We start from the raw sequence: 14,882 nt of genomic DNA, 5'->3' as shown, positions 1-14,882 counted from the left end.
TACAAGAAAAGGGAAAGCATAAGGCTGTGATACAATAGACACAGCAAAGCAAGCAGTAGAAAAAAGGAGCTACTTTGATCGAACAACAGTATGAGAATGTCCACTACTTGCAGTTTAGTCACTATAGCGCTTTTCCTGAATTGATTCATGGTGTGTTCACGCGCAACGGTGGTGTGAGTGAAGCGCCATACAACAGCTTAAATACATCCGCTCCCCCACGTGGAGGCGGAGATACCTTTCCAAATGTGATTCACAATCGGCAACTGGCCTTACAAGCCCTGCAACTCACAGGAGCGCCCAGTGCGACTCTGTGGCAAGTGCATGGGGCGGACGTGCTGACCATGGATCTAGCCAATGAGTGGCGTACCGACTGGGCCAATATGTCCTATTATGAGCATGCCTGGACCCCAGCCGCCATCAGGCAGGGAGATGCCCTGATCGCGCAGGAGCGAGGGGTGGCCCTGGCCCTCTCATTCGCCGATTGCGTGCCGATTACTTTTTATGATCCAGTCCAGCATGTAATGGGGATCGCCCATGGGGGATGGCGCGGAACGGCACGCGGCATTGTCATAGCAACGGTAGAAGCCATGCAAAAGCAATTTGGCTGTCAGCCAGCAGATATTTACGCCGGCATCGCACCCGCTATTGGCCCTTGCTGCTACGAGGTTTCAAAAGAAGTACAGGATCTCTTTTTAGGGCAACAAGAGTTTACAGACATGCCCACCAATCCGGCCTATCGAGAAAGCATTCAGGCATCAGCTCGCTTCTCAACCGTCCAACTCCCCACTGGACCCAGCCTGCGCCTTGATCTGCACGAAACGAACAGGCAACAACTGTTGCTGGCTGGTTTGAGCGCTGAACATATTGAGGTCATGCCTATCTGCACCAGTTGCCATACAGAACAATTTTTCTCTCATCGCAAAGAAAAAGGCAAGACAGGGAGATTTGTGGTGATCATGGCACTGAAAGCTGACGCTGAGTAGTGTAAGGCACTCTAACAGATCTCACACGCCTCAAAAATGGCATAAAAAAGATGCTAGTAAGGTGGTCACATACCTGACTAGCACCATTGATGGGCATTATGGGTACGAGTGGTCCCATATACATCATACCTGACAGGCAAAATACAGCGATCAATCTATTTTGCGCTTAAACAGCATGAAGCTCTCCTGACGCCAGCCAGGAGAGCTTCATTGATCCTATAGTGGAAGATTTCCATGCTTCTTAGGAGGATTAGTATCGCGTTTATTTTTCAACATCTCTAAAGCGCTGATCAATTTAACACGCGTATAGCGTGGCTCAATAATCTCATCAATATAACCGCGGCTGGCAGAGATATAAGGATTAGCGAACTTGGCATTATATTCTGCAATCAACTCTTTACGGCGTGCTTCAGGATCGTCCGCCCGCTCAATTTCGTCTTTGAACAGGATATTAACCGCTCCCTCGGCGCCCATAACGGCAATCTCAGCCGTTGGCCAGGCATAATTGATATCACCACGAATATGTTTGCTACTCATCACATCATAGGCGCCACCATAGGCCTTGCGGGTAATGACGGTGATTTTGGGGACAGTCGCTTCGCAATAAGCATAGAGCAATTTGGCACCATGCCGAATAATACCATTATGCTCCTGTCCAACGCCCGGCAAAAAGCCAGGGACATCTTCCAGGGTAATAATAGGCACATTAAAACAATCGCAAAAACGCACAAAACGAGCGGCCTTATCCGAGGCATTAATATCCAGCACACCAGCCAGCACACGCGGCTGCTGAGCCACAATTCCAACCGAACGGCCATTCAAGCGTGCAAAACCAACAATGATATTTTGAGCGAATAGCTCCTGCACCTCAAAGAAATCTCCATCATCGACGATATGATGAATAACCTCTTTCATATCATAGGGCTTTCCCGGATTATCAGGGATAATCTGGTTAAGCTCATCAATAACCCGGTTAGCAGTATCCTGAGGCGTCACAAAAGGCGGATCATCGACATTGTTGGAAGGAAGATAGCTTAAAAGGCGGCGAATCATCCCCAGACATTCAGGCTCGCCAGGACTGGCAAAGTGGGCCACGCCACTCATGCTATTGTGCACGCGTGCTCCACCCAGGTCTTCAAATGAGACATCCTCATGGGTGACCGCCTTCAAGACATTGGGGCCCGTCACAAACATATAGCTGGTCTCTTCGACCATAAAAATAAAATCAGTGATAGCAGGCGAGTAGACAGCACCGCCCGCGCAAGGTCCCATAATCGCGGAAATCTGCGGCACCACGCCAGAGGCCAATGTATTACGCAAGAAAATATCGGCATAAGCCCCCAGGCTTACCACACCTTCTTGAATACGTGCACCACCAGAATCGTTTAAACCAATCACAGGTGCTCCATTGCGCGTCGCCAGATCCATAACTTTACAGATCTTTTCAGCATGGGCCTCAGATAGAGAGCCACCAAAGACCGTAAAATCCTGGGAAAACACATAGACGAGGCGGCCATCGATCTTGCCATAGCCTGTAACTACGCCATCGCCAGGAATTTTCTGGTCATCCAGCCCGAAATCGCTGGCGCGATGGGTCACAAACATATCCAACTCATTAAAGCTCTCAGGATCTAATAAGAGATCCAGACGCTCACGAGCGGTCAGCTTACCTTTCTTATGTTGCGCGGCAATTCGCTTCTCGCCGCCTCCGCGCAATGCCTCGGCCTGTAGTGTCTGCAACTCAGAGATCTTCTCTTGTGTGCTTTTCAGTGCCGACGTCTCCTGTGAACTTCGTTCTCCCGTAGTCATCTTCAACTCATCTCCATTGATCATACATACTGCAATGCTATTAATTGAATGGTATAACCACGAAGCAAATAAGCAACGTGTCACTATTAGAACGAGGGGGAAGAGCATAGGGAACACAAACAAGAAAGGCCGCACGAGATTAGCGCAACAAACGCAACCTCAATGCGGCCCATCCAATTGTGTACACTAGCTCGAACGCCAGGGTCCTGCGTCAGAGATACTTACAAATGCTGGCAACGCAGAGAAATTATGCCGGGAGCGAAATGATTCGCCTTTTGCAAATACTCCTGCTCATTTGCCTCGATCATCAACTTGTGCATGACCACAACATCGCCATCTGGTAGCGGCTCAGCCGGCTGTAAGCATAACTCCATTACTGCGCAGCCACGTTCGTATACCTTTACTAACCCCCCGCCGCCAGGAATTCGATACACCCGGTTATCTATTGTGGGACTTGGCACTTCAAGGTAACCAAACTTGATCAATTGCTGATATTGATTTTCAGAGAGCATCTCGCGCATAAGTGCTTTCGCCCGACTCTCGGCAGAGAGGTGCTCACTCACCGACTCACGCAACCGACCGACACTTCCATCAGGGGACTGCGATAGGTAATAAATCGCGAGTAGGAGAAACAGCAACCAGATACCGAGGAATAAACTCAGCGTCTCCAACATAGCGAATTACACTCCTCACCCACCCACAACACGAGGTACGAGGACAATTTGCTCGGCGGTACGATCAAACTTGTCGATACGCTCTACAGTTTTACCTGGCTCTACTTTGAAGGCAGTGGCTCCCTTTTTGCGCTCATCCGTAAAAATGCGCTCAGCCTCTCGAATAGCCGCTACAGCTTCTGAATCCTGGGCTTCCACTTTCTGTGCATCCCAGATAATGCGATCGTCGCCGCGGCGGGACATGACCCGTAGCATACCCACAGTCTTGTCTCCTTCTCTTGTACAAAAGCCTACACATTACCGAGCCTCATTCCTGGCTTCTCAACAGCAAGGAACATATTGGAATAATTTGAGCATAGCACGCATTCATAAGCGCGTCAAGGGCAAAGTATTAAGCAGGCATAAATATAGCTGAGTAAATGTACAGATCAAGGAACACGCTGCTGGAGGCATCAGGTGGTTTTTCTTAATTTAACAGGCACGGTAAAAGACAGGTAAAGGTGCTGCCCTGGCCGGGTGTGCTTGCTACAGTCACAGTACCGTCATGTAGCTCTACAATCATTTTGACAATCGCCAGGCCCAGCCCCTGTCCTCCCGCACGCCCAATGCCCTCATTTGGAGCCTGAAAAAAGCGCTCAAAGATACGCTGCTGAAACTCGGGGGCGATCCCGCAACCTGTATCCTGCACCTGCAACTGTAACATGGGGTGTGGCTCATCATCCGGCTGCTGGGACGCAGACAGCCCGTTCTCAACCTCAGCCAGAGCAGCTGAAACCACGACCTCACCACCCTCAGGCGTAAAGTGCAGGGCATTGTTGATGAGATTGCGCAGGACCTGCTGCAAACGTACAGCATCTGCATAGAGCCGGGGAAGTTGGGGAGAAATGTTTAAATGGATCTGAATCCCATTATCTAGAGCCGTCAATTCTAGCTCTTCAACAGCGTTCTCAATCACTTCAGATAAGTGGATGAGCTCACGATTCAGCCGCATCTGACCTGCATCGGCGCGCGAGATCAATAACAGGTCCTCTAACAAGGCATAGAGATTCTCACTACCCGCCCGGGCACGCTGGGCGAACTCACGCTGCTCGCTCGTTAATTCGCCTCCGGCCTCAGCCAACAAGAGTTCCAGATAGCCATTAATAGCATTGAGAGGGGAGCGTAGTTCATGGGTAATCATCGATAGAAATTTCGCCCTGCTCCGCGTAGCATCGCGCACCGCCGTCATATCACGCGCAATCACCAGGCAGACAGGAGCATCTTGTAAAGCAACCGGTGTCACACTCAAACCCAGCAAACGTGAGCTCCCCTGAACCGTAATATCCACTTCAGCATAATCTAATGACTGCTCATGGTGTAAGGCATGCTCAATCATACAGCCCTTCAAGCAACAGGCTGGTTTCACTTCAGCGGTACAGCCAAAGACCTCAGCACACTGGCGCTCTACCAGTTGGGCAGCATCTAAAGCAAACATACGGCTAAAGGCTGGATTGGCCTCAATAAAGCGTCGTTGCTTGCCGAGGATGGCAATCCCATCTGAACTGGCCTGTAAGATGGTGCGCTCTAATTGTCCCGCGATACGCTGATTGGTGCTGGCTTGCTGAATACTGACCAGCGAGAGTGCCGCCTGATCAGCGAAAGCACTCAAGATGCGCACAGCCTGCTCGTCGAAGGTTCCAGGCTCAGCCCGCGCAATAGCTAAGGTACCAATACAGATATCATCATAGATCAATGGAACAATGAGGAGAGAACGTCCAAAGAAGCCAGGCAGCTCATGCGCGCGGCTATCCTGTTCGGCATCAGCGATAGCCATAGGCTGGCGCTGCAGCATCACCTGAGCGGGCAGACTATCTGGATAGTTAAAAGGATGTTGGATAGCCGTGTGGTCGCTGGTATAAGTCAACAAGGTGGTATGCGAGGGATGCACGAGCGCGACAATACAGTGGGCAGGGGAAAAAAGTGCGTTCACATTCTGCACAACTTTGCGTAGTGCGGATACCACATCTGGAACACTAACATCAAAAGAGGGAACGTTTTGAAAAAATTCATGATCATGTGAAGATGTCACAGGTAAGGTCATCGGCGCTCTCTTTTACTTCTTTGTTTATAAAGCACAAGGTATATCGGTGTTTATGCCATAAATTAAGATAAACGAGTGAGACATATGCCAGCACCCCTCCCCTACCAGCTTTCTTCATATCTCAAGACAACACAAATATATCTTTCTATATCGGCAAAACAGGTAGTTCATATCAAACTTTAAGTCAAAGTATACCACGTTGATCAGAGCCATTGGTAGATCGCCCTTACTAACGAGCTATACACATCCGGACAAGTGCGTCAGATCCGGACAAATGCTTTATCAAGGGCTGAATAAGGACTAGACCTGGCTCTGACTCAAACGATTTGTCACCAGAGTCGGTTGCTCTTCAACCGGCGAGAGAGGTAAGGTAAAAGAGATACAGGCGCCAGCCCCAGGGATATTTTCAGCCCAGACGGTACCGCCGTGTACAGAGACAATCGCCTGTACAATGGATAGGCCAAGACCGCTGCCACCGGTTTTTGACTGCCGGGCATTGTCAGCCCGGTAAAAACGCTCAAAGATACGGGGAAGCGCTTCCTCAGGAATACCATCCCCGGTATCCGTAACTGAGATAACCGCCATATTCGCATGTTGACGGGCCGAGATGGTTACAGTGCCACCAGCGGGAGTATAGTGCAGGGAATTATTGCAGAGATTGGCAAAGATACGTGTTAACATATCCTGATCAGCTTGAACAGATGGAAAACTATAAGAAATAGCATTGACAGGTTCAACCTGGTGGCGCTCAAACTCGGTCGCCAGCACGGCAAAAGTTTCATCTACCAGCGCAGCCAGGCGCAACCCTTTCATCTTAGGTTGCAAAGCGCCAGCTTCTACCTTCGCCATCACATGCAAATCCTGTACCAGGCGGCGCAGACGCAAGGTCTCACGCACAATAATACGCCCGGTCGCTTCATAATCTTCATGACTCTGATTAATACCATCTACCAATGCCTCACCCAAACCGGCAATAGCGGTTAATGGAGTGGCCAGATCGTGTGTGATATTCATAATCAGTTCCCGGCGCCATACTTCCTGACGCCGTAGCTCATCCACATCTTTCTTGAGCTGGATAGCCATATCATTAAAAGTATGCGCCAATTCACCCAACTCACCAGGACCATCTACGCTTACCTGGGCATCATAATCGCCAGAGGCAATAATTTTTGAAGCCGCCGTCAATTTTGCCAGGGGACGCGTGATCGTCCGGGCATAGAACATAGCCAGGGCAGCCACCAGCAGAGCAATGATAGGAGTAGCGACCAGCACAGAAAGGCCAACCGTGGTCACAAAACCAGGCACAGCATTAGAAAAAGGCGTTACAATGACAACCCCGATGATCTGGTTGGTATTAGATGCGTGATCGCTCACCTCTATCGGTTCCACAAAAAAAGGAAGCGAGTTATCGACAGGAGTTTGACGTCCAAAGACACCTCCCTTACCGTAACCTTTCAAGGCACTCACAACAGCATTCTTCAGCGTAGTTTGATCCGCACTGAGGTGCGCGGTATCAGATATATTGAGCAGCGATTGAATAACCGCAAAAGCACTTCCACGTGTGATACCCGATGGAGAGACAAGTCTTCCCTGGGGAGTTAAAAATAGATACAGGTGTTCAGTGTCCTGATCGCTTTGTCTATGTGCGACATTGGAGACCTCCTTAATCGAGGTTGCGAATGCTGTCGCAGGGGTACTGACAGCTTTTTTCAAACGGGCACTGGCTCCAACACCACCATTTTCCTCAACCAGAGCGCGATTGTGTTCGTAGACAATACTTACACTTTGAGCTTTTCCCTGCGCCAGAGCACTCAAGCGCGACTGTTGATCAACATTATAATAATAGCCAATTACCAGAATAGCTGTCAGCGCCAATAAACCTGCTGAAAGCAACGCTACTATCATCGAGCTTAAGGCCAGGCGCCAGCGAATATTTTGCCACCAGGGTACACGCATGTCTACTATTCCTTTATGAATTTGCAGTTGAACGCGCTTTCGCTTCAAAGCGATATCCGACACGCCAGACCGTCTTGATATAACGCTGCTGAGGATCGAGCTCTATCTTTTTACGTAGCGAACTGATATGTACATCTATTGTATGTCCATCACCAAGATAGTCATAGCCCCAGACCTTATTCATCAATACTTCACGCGTAAAAACCCGGTCAGGTGAGCGGGCTAATAGCGCCAGTAAGTCAAATTCAGTTGGGGTCAAGGCTACTTCACTGCCCTGGACCTCAACGCGGCGCGCCAGCAAATCAATATCCAGGTTAGGAAAATGTAAAGAAGCCTCGCTATCAGACTTTGCGGGCTCCGCGGCTTTAGCGCTTGGCGTTTCAGGGGGCTCCTGATTACCGACCCGGCGCAAGATCGCACGCACACGACTGACTAACTCCCGAGGACTAAACGGTTTAACCAGGTAATCATCCGCCCCGATCTCCAAACCGGCGATCCGATCATCTTCATCACCCCGGGCCGTCAACATCAAAATTGGCGTTTTCGACCAGGCTCTAATGCGGCGGCAGACCTCAAAACCATCAATCGCGGGCAACATTATATCCAAAACCACCAGATCTGGATGTTCGCGCGCATGAAGAGCCAGGCCGTCAGCCCCGTCCCTGGCCACTACTACTTCGTATCCTGCATCTTTTAAGTATAAATTGATCAGGTGAATAATACCTTCTTCATCCTCGATCACAAGAATTTTTTGGGCCATAGACTGTACTCCTCGGAAATATGGATCATATTAATTTCATAGTAGCATATTGCACAGTGAAAAACATGGCCATTCTCATACAAAAAAAAATCTTGATCAATTCTTGAATATTGCAAGAGTTATCCTGGATCTTTCAGCGCTATGATAAAAGGGTCCTGATGGGCAAGGAGAAAAAAGACAGTCTCATGAGTAGTATCAAAAGCAAATAGGTAATTCTAAAAACTTTAGATAAAGGAGTCAATACAAATGAAAGATTTTTTCAAACATAAAAAAATTATTATTGCTGGCCTGGCAGGGGCGGTACTGATGTTAGCCGTGCTTGCTGGTGCGCTTTTTGTCAGCCCTATGTTTGCCTCAGCCGCATCTAATCCAGCCACCCCAACAGCGACGGCTGCCAAAAAGGGGACTGGATACTGTGCGCAGTTTAATCAGGATCTCGCCAAGCGTCTGAATATCTCAGCCGATACGCTGCAACAGGACCGCAAGGGTGCCGCCAGCGATGCTATCGATCAGCTGGTGAAAGACGGCAAATTAAAACAGGCTCAGGCTGATAAGCTCAAACAGCGCATCGCTAAGAGCAATAGCCTTGATTGCCTGAACTTACCAAAGACCAACCAGGCTCGTATCGCTGCATTCTTAAAGAAATACGGCCAGGATGCCTATCAGCAGTTGGCGCAGGGCCTGCATATGACCCCAACCCAGCTCACACTGCAGCTGAAAAATGGAAAAAAGTTGACCGCTATTGCCAAAGCCCAGAACGTCTCTAGCAACAACTTACAGACGCTGATAAACAATACCGTCAGCTCCACATTGAAGAAAGCCGTCAGCGCCGGAGATTTGACTCAGAAGCGTGCTGATGCGATCACAAGCTATATCCAAAAGCATCCACTGTTTGTACAAAGGGTGTTAACAGCTGTAGCTAAAAAAGCACAGGCCGAATAAATTAACTGTTCGTGCCGCCTGGCTGCCGACGGCACGAACATTCTAAATAAGAAGAGATTAAGAGTACGGTTTCCATCCTCCACACAAAAGATTACCATCTCTTATATTCCCAACAATAAGATTACCTCTATCCTCCGATAGCATCCCACACCCCATTTTTACTCAACTGAAGCGTGGGGCTTTTTCATGTTCGTCCAGAGATCACGAGCAAGCCATAAGATGGATATTCTTTCAGGTGTAGAGTGTGTTTGGTGGGCGGCCGCGGCCGCCCACCAAACACACTCTACACTCCCAACCCGGCGCCGCAGGCGCCAGGGAGGACCATGAAAAAGCCATGACTGAAGCATATTAGAGCTTGTCCCCCACTGACATATTGTGTAGGATATAAAATAATATATCGCTTGCTTACTGGTACAGATCTAATTGGAACTTGTAGCGGTTTTCACGTTCAATTTTCATAAGTATGCTTTTTTTGCCGTAACCTATTTGGGGAAAGGGAACGTATTCAGTGGATGTCAGCTCACTTTTTGGCCTGTTGGCAGTTTTCGCGCTCGTGGCAGCCAATGGTTTCTTTGTAGCAGGCGAGTTTGCACTGGTCAAAATTCGCACGACGCGGGTCGCCCAGTTAGTGGCTGAAGGAAATGCGAAAGCAAAGGTGGTTGAAAAAGAGGTCCAACATCTGGATACCTTTATTGCGGCCACGCAGCTAGGCATTACCCTGGCGAGTCTGGCATTAGGCTGGATCGGTGAACCATCACTTGCGCATCTGGTTGAGCCACTCTTTCTCTGGATTGGAGGCACAACAGCGGTAGCGCTTTCCCATACCCTGGCGGTGGCCATTAGCTTTATCTTAATCACGATCTTCCATATCGTGCTGGGCGAACTAGTGCCAAAATCAATCGCGCTCCAGCGCAGTGAAGGGACCGCCTTATTTGTGGCCGGACCACTCTATCTATTTGCGCAGGTACTACGCCCATTTATCACTTTAATGAATGGGATTGGCAACTTTTTCGTGCGTTTACTTGGCCTGGAAGCTACCAGCGCCCATACCTCCGTACATTCGGTTGAAGAACTGGAAATGCTGGTCGCCCAGAGTCGCGAAGCCGGTCTGTTGCAACAGCAAGAAGAGCTATTACTGCGCCACGTGTTTAATTTCAGCGATAAGACGGCTCAGCAGGTTATGGTTCCACGCAGCGAGGTGGTCGCGGTTCCGATTACTATTTCCCGCGAAGCCTTGATACAAACATTCTCGCGCGAAAACTACACCCGCATCCCGGTTTATGAGGATACCCTGGATAACGTCATCGGATTGATCCACATTAAAGATATTTTCCAGGCCCATTCAAGTCAACAGGGTCAGAAATCCAACCTGCGCTCCATGCTACGACCTGTACTCTATGTTACAGAGACGTCTTCCCTGGACGTAATCCTGGCCCAGATGCGTAGTAGACGTATCCATATGGCTATTGTCATCGATGAATATGGGTCAACGGCAGGTATCATCACCCTCGAAGATATCATCGAAGAACTGGTTGGTGAGGTACAAGACGAATTTGATACCAGTGATCGAGGGGTACGCCACGAAATTGAAGTATTACCCGATGGTTCAATCTCGGTTGATGGCTTAATAGCGATCTCTAGCTTTGCCGAACAATTTGGCGGTAGCGAGGCAGAACTTGAAAATATACATGCCAATACGCTGGCGGGCTACATTTTCGAAACCCTGGATCGTCTACCAAAGATTGGAGATACGGTTCCTTTTGGTACCTACCTGCTACGGGTTGAAGAGATGGATGGACGACGTATTGCCCGTGTTAAAGTGATTAAGGCCAAACCAGAGCCAAACACAACCACTGGATCACATCTTACGCTGGTTAAAGAGCAACCTCAGCCACCAGATGAAAAAACATAAAACAAATCAGTAAGCTCGTCTTATACATCAATCTAAGACAGAATTACTATACATTTGCTGTATTTAAATATATATGCTAGGATGCAAAAAACTCTTCTTTTTCATAATATGTAAGGGTTTTCATTATAAAAACAAGCATTTGCACATGGGAATGGATATGTTGAGAAGGGGTCGCAATGTCTTACCAGCAGCAGCCAACGTCAATCATCACGCGTAAAGCGCGTGTATGGCCAGAGATTCCAGCCGATACAATTACACTACCATCACCTCCGACACTACCAAATCCGCCACAAGCCTCTATCCTGATCTCGATTTTTTTTAGCCTGGCCGGGATGGCGGTCTATGGATATGTCTTTACCCACTTGAATACAGGGGCATCCAGCGTTTTCATTATCCCGTTTATCGCTATCAGCGGCTTAATGGCGGCCAGTACCTTGATCACGTTTCTAGGCCAGCTTATCAGTACGCGCTGGCGCAGTAAATATATCCTACGTCGCTACCACGAACAATTACAGGACGCAGAGAAACAACTGAAGCTCTTGCATTGGCGTGAGCGCCAGGCATATATGGAGCTCGATCCTCCATTAGCACGTTTCGAATACACATCAGAGGTTTATAAGCATCTGGATGTCAAGCCGCTACTGCAATATCCATACAATGAACAGAATATGAGTCTATGGGCTCGCAGAGCTGAAGATCCAGACTTCATGAGCGTGCGCATTGGTATTGAGAGACGTCCAGCCAGCTATACGATACGCGATTCTCAACGGGATGGCCGTATTGCGCTGCCAACGCGCCTGGATAGCTATCATGACTACGCAAAATCTCTGTTCGAAGCATATGCACATGTGTATGTGCCGTTGCGCGTTGATCTGCGCAATCAGAGTCCACTTTCGATTGTCGGACCCACGCATAAAGTTATATTAGGCCGTGAATTGATGCACTCTATTGTTAGCCATGTAGCCTATCATCACTCACCAGAAGATGTGCGCATCATTATTCTGGCACCCCATTCACAGGAAGTGGCCTGGCAGTGGATCAGTATTATTCCTCATACGTTACGCTATGACGCCCGGCAATCCAGCACTTCAGTGGAGGAGATGCCCCAGGAGCATACCTGCGCGATTGGCACGGCGGCAGTGATGGATCAGTTACCCGCTATTTCGCGCGAACTGGGACGGCGCGAAATGCTGCTGGGAGATAACCGCCAGCTACAAAAGAGTCCTTTATTGCCGCACATTTTAATTGTGGTGGATACCTTTGATGCGCCCGGAGACCTGGATCAGCCAACACAGGCATTGCCAGCAATGGTAATACCACCTTCACATCCGACGCAGTATCGCCGCCCGCGTCTCTCTGTCTCACCGCTCAAACGACCAGAAATGGCGCTGGCCTTGAGTCGAGGTCGCCAATTAGGTGTCTCAGTACTCTGTCTATGTACTAACCAATCCCAGATGCCACAAACCAGTCAGCTACTTATTGATCTGGATGAGGAACGGCCACCAAAAGTTCTGCTCCCGGATAATGAAGAGGAAGAGGCCACCAGCACCAGACGCTCCAATAAAAAACGCAAACAGGAGAAGCCGGACGAAACACGCCTGATCAGTGGTATCCAGGCGCGGGTGCGCAATTTAAATGAGAAACCCCAGCCAGCGAGACACTGCCTGCAGCTCGACTCAGCAGGACTGGAAGATCTACGCTCCTTTGCGCTTCGCCTCCAATCCCTGCGCGCACTGACCACCAAACAGTTGGAAATGCGTACCCAGGTAGACCTGCGCACACTTTTTGATCCTCCACTAGATCTTAACGCTTATGATCCATTTACACTGTGGAATGATCCTCTTTTCCGCACACCACGGCCACTGCTGCGCATTCCTATTGGTCTAAAAATTGGCGATGAAGTACAGTATCTCGACCTCCTTAAGGATGGTCCGCATGGACTCTTGATCGGTCAGACAGGCTCAGGTAAAAGCGAGCTTCTACAGTCTATTATCCTATCGCTAGCGTTTGTACATAGGCCAACCGAAGTAAATTTTTTGCTGATTGATTATAAAGCAGGGTTGGCGCTCGAACCTTTCTGCCATCTGCCGCATACCATCGGCTTTCTCTCCAATGTCTCTTCACCAGCACTGATCCAACGCTTTATTACCATGCTGCGGGTAGAAGCGGCAAGGCGACAAATCTTGCTGAAAGAAGGGAAAACGGCCCCCAGCCTGGTCATCATCATTGATGAATTCGCAGAGATGGCCAAGCGCACAGAGTCAGTGCTAGATGAGTTCTTTACTATCACACGGGTAGGACGCGAGCTCGGTATGCATTTGCTGCTGGCTGCCCAGCGACCTGAAGGCATCATCGGCAGCAGGGTTAGAGATTATGTTCAATATCGTTTATGCCTGCGTTGTGCTTCACCCGAAGATAGTCGCGAAGTGCTACGGCGCACAGATGCAGCCGACCTGCCCGCCAGCATTCCAGGTCGTGGCTACTTGCTGCACGGGGACAATCAGTTAGATCTTTTCCAATCGGCCCGCGTAACCATGCCAATCATCCAGGATCAGATGGCCAATGGGCAAGCGCAATTAAATTCGCTGCTCTCATTACCATTCAAGGGGAAGTAGAAGATGATGCAGACACCTGTAATCTACAAAACACCACCCACCACTGTCATTCGGCCGCATATGTTATTTGAAGCGGCCATTGAACGCATTAGCGCTGCCTATTCAAAGGAGAACGCCAAACAGGATGGTATCTATTACTGGCCCGACCCTCTGCCAACGCCAACCTATGAGCGACCAGACCCGCTGATCCTATTTTCTCCTGAAGATGAGGATCACAATCACGCAGAAATGGAACAGGTACAGGTAAAGGAATATCAAGCCATTATCCCAATGACCAGGGGCGAAGTATTGGAACGTAGGAGCCGCGAAAATATCAAACCATCAATGCAGATACCGCTTGGTTTAATCGACAAGCCAGAAGAACAGGTACGCGATACATTTCTGGTGGATCTGCATGGGGCAGCAGGCGCGCTGACAGGAGGGCCGCTATTGGTTGCGGGAGCGCAACATAGCGGCAAAGCAACGGTCCTGCAGACGATGCTACTCTGGTTAACCACCCGTTTCCTACCCGGACAGTTACGTTGCGCGGTCATAGATCCTTTTGGCGAACTGGACCAATTCCATGGGCTTCCACATTTCTATAATGCTAATGGCGACCTACTATGGACAGATGGAGGTACAGAGGAACAATTAACACACTTCATTAATAATATTACGACAGAGTTACAGCGACGCCGCGAGGCATTCCCCAATCAGCACTGGAATACCCATACACTCTCACAGCTCTGGTCGCAGGGGATCACGCACCCGCAATTTTTACTCATCATCAGTAATTATCAGTCCTTTGCCGAGCGCATATCCGCCTCCATGGCCCTGAAGAAACTGGCCATGACTATCATAGAATCGCGTACGGCAGGCAACTACCTGGTCATCACCACGTCGGAAACTGGCTCGCGTTACATCCCGCCGGAGATTATGAGCAAATGCAGCACAAAAATTGGTCTTGCCTTGAACGATCAACAGCGCAATGAACTCTTTGGCAGGACACCCTTTATCCCCGAAGCCATCTCGGGTCGTGGATTGATCATTACACCTGAACGTAAAGTACATCAGGTCCAGCTGGCATTGCCAACCACGGGTAAGAGTGAAAGCCTGCGCGACGAACATCTAAAAAATGAGCTAGCCAGGACAATCCATTAGCCTCTGTTCAG

Annotated in this window: 11 protein-coding genes; 5 read left to right on the top strand and 6 right to left on the bottom strand. The window is 49.3% G+C overall.

Translation table 11 applies throughout. From position 1 onward, the window contains the following. Positions 1-74 precede the first annotated feature (74 nt). Positions 75-983, top strand: a complete 909-nt coding sequence (gene pgeF / locus EL645_RS15170) for a peptidoglycan editing factor PgeF (protein ID WP_126551304.1) — start codon at positions 75-77, stop codon at positions 981-983. A 216-nt stretch (positions 984-1,199) separates the two neighbouring features. Here the strand turns inward: pgeF and EL645_RS15165 are convergent, their stop codons facing one another. From EL645_RS15165 to EL645_RS15140, 6 genes are all read right to left on the bottom strand, one after another. Continuing rightward, positions 1,200-2,792, bottom strand: a complete 1,593-nt coding sequence (locus EL645_RS15165) for an acyl-CoA carboxylase subunit beta (RefSeq protein WP_126554204.1) — start codon at positions 2,790-2,792, stop codon at positions 1,200-1,202. Positions 2,793-3,013: 221 nt separating this feature from the next. Continuing rightward, on the bottom strand, positions 3,014-3,466 hold the full coding sequence (locus EL645_RS15160; protein WP_126551303.1) for a hypothetical protein: 453 nt from the start codon (positions 3,464-3,466) through the stop codon (positions 3,014-3,016). Positions 3,467-3,481: 15 nt separating this feature from the next. Beyond that, positions 3,482-3,721: a hypothetical protein gene (locus tag EL645_RS15155; protein WP_246035546.1), complete on the bottom strand. Its 240-nt coding sequence runs from the start codon at positions 3,719-3,721 to the stop codon at positions 3,482-3,484. Between the two features lie 211 nt (positions 3,722-3,932). Beyond that, the gene (locus EL645_RS15150; RefSeq protein ID WP_126551301.1) at positions 3,933-5,546 is read right to left on the bottom strand and encodes a GAF domain-containing sensor histidine kinase; all 1,614 of its coding nucleotides are present in this window, start codon (positions 5,544-5,546) and stop codon (positions 3,933-3,935) included. 300 nt (positions 5,547-5,846) lie between these two features. After that, positions 5,847-7,502: a sensor histidine kinase gene (locus tag EL645_RS15145; RefSeq protein WP_126551300.1), complete on the bottom strand. Its 1,656-nt coding sequence runs from the start codon at positions 7,500-7,502 to the stop codon at positions 5,847-5,849. A gap of 13 nt (positions 7,503-7,515) precedes the next feature. Next, complete coding sequence (locus EL645_RS15140; protein WP_126551299.1) at positions 7,516-8,262, bottom strand: response regulator transcription factor; 747 nt, start codon at positions 8,260-8,262, stop codon at positions 7,516-7,518. A gap of 246 nt (positions 8,263-8,508) precedes the next feature. Between EL645_RS15140 and EL645_RS15135 the strand changes: the two genes are divergently transcribed. The 4 genes from EL645_RS15135 to EL645_RS15120 all read left to right on the top strand — a co-directional run bounded on the left by EL645_RS15135 (position 8,509) and on the right by EL645_RS15120 (position 14,871). Beyond that, positions 8,509-9,204 (top strand): hypothetical protein, encoded by a 696-nt coding sequence (locus tag EL645_RS15135; RefSeq protein ID WP_126551298.1) that lies wholly within the window; start codon positions 8,509-8,511, stop codon positions 9,202-9,204. Positions 9,205-9,712: 508 nt separating this feature from the next. After that, positions 9,713-11,116: a hemolysin family protein gene (locus EL645_RS15130; RefSeq protein ID WP_126551297.1), complete on the top strand. Its 1,404-nt coding sequence runs from the start codon at positions 9,713-9,715 to the stop codon at positions 11,114-11,116. Between the two features lie 176 nt (positions 11,117-11,292). After that, on the top strand, positions 11,293-13,731 hold the full coding sequence (locus EL645_RS15125; protein ID WP_126551296.1) for an FtsK/SpoIIIE domain-containing protein: 2,439 nt from the start codon (positions 11,293-11,295) through the stop codon (positions 13,729-13,731). A gap of 3 nt (positions 13,732-13,734) precedes the next feature. Then, on the top strand, positions 13,735-14,871 hold the full coding sequence (locus tag EL645_RS15120) for an FtsK/SpoIIIE domain-containing protein (protein ID WP_126551295.1): 1,137 nt from the start codon (positions 13,735-13,737) through the stop codon (positions 14,869-14,871). The last annotated feature ends 11 nt before the right edge of the window (positions 14,872-14,882 follow it).

It is taken from the genome of Dictyobacter kobayashii (genome assembly GCF_003967555.1).
In the GTDB taxonomy this organism is placed as follows: domain Bacteria; phylum Chloroflexota; class Ktedonobacteria; order Ktedonobacterales; family Ktedonobacteraceae; genus Dictyobacter; species Dictyobacter kobayashii.
This window is presented reverse-complemented; position numbering and strand designations above follow the sequence as displayed.

Coding starts and splice junctions, on each gene's coding strand:
- EL645_RS15165 (WP_126554204.1), bottom strand. CDS start 2,792: ATGACTACGGGAGAACGAAGTTCACAGGAGACGTCGGCACTGAAAAGC.
- EL645_RS15160 (WP_126551303.1), bottom strand. CDS start 3,466: ATGTTGGAGACGCTGAGTTTATTCCTCGGTATCTGGTTGCTGTTTCTC.
- EL645_RS15155 (WP_246035546.1), bottom strand. CDS start 3,721: ATGCTACGGGTCATGTCCCGCCGCGGCGACGATCGCATTATCTGGGAT.
- EL645_RS15150 (WP_126551301.1), bottom strand. CDS start 5,546: ATGACCTTACCTGTGACATCTTCACATGATCATGAATTTTTTCAAAAC.
- EL645_RS15145 (WP_126551300.1), bottom strand. CDS start 7,502: ATGCGTGTACCCTGGTGGCAAAATATTCGCTGGCGCCTGGCCTTAAGC.
- EL645_RS15140 (WP_126551299.1), bottom strand. CDS start 8,262: ATGGCCCAAAAAATTCTTGTGATCGAGGATGAAGAAGGTATTATTCAC.
- EL645_RS15135 (WP_126551298.1), top strand. CDS start 8,509: ATGAAAGATTTTTTCAAACATAAAAAAATTATTATTGCTGGCCTGGCA.
- EL645_RS15125 (WP_126551296.1), top strand. CDS start 11,293: ATGTCTTACCAGCAGCAGCCAACGTCAATCATCACGCGTAAAGCGCGT.
- EL645_RS15120 (WP_126551295.1), top strand. CDS start 13,735: ATGATGCAGACACCTGTAATCTACAAAACACCACCCACCACTGTCATT.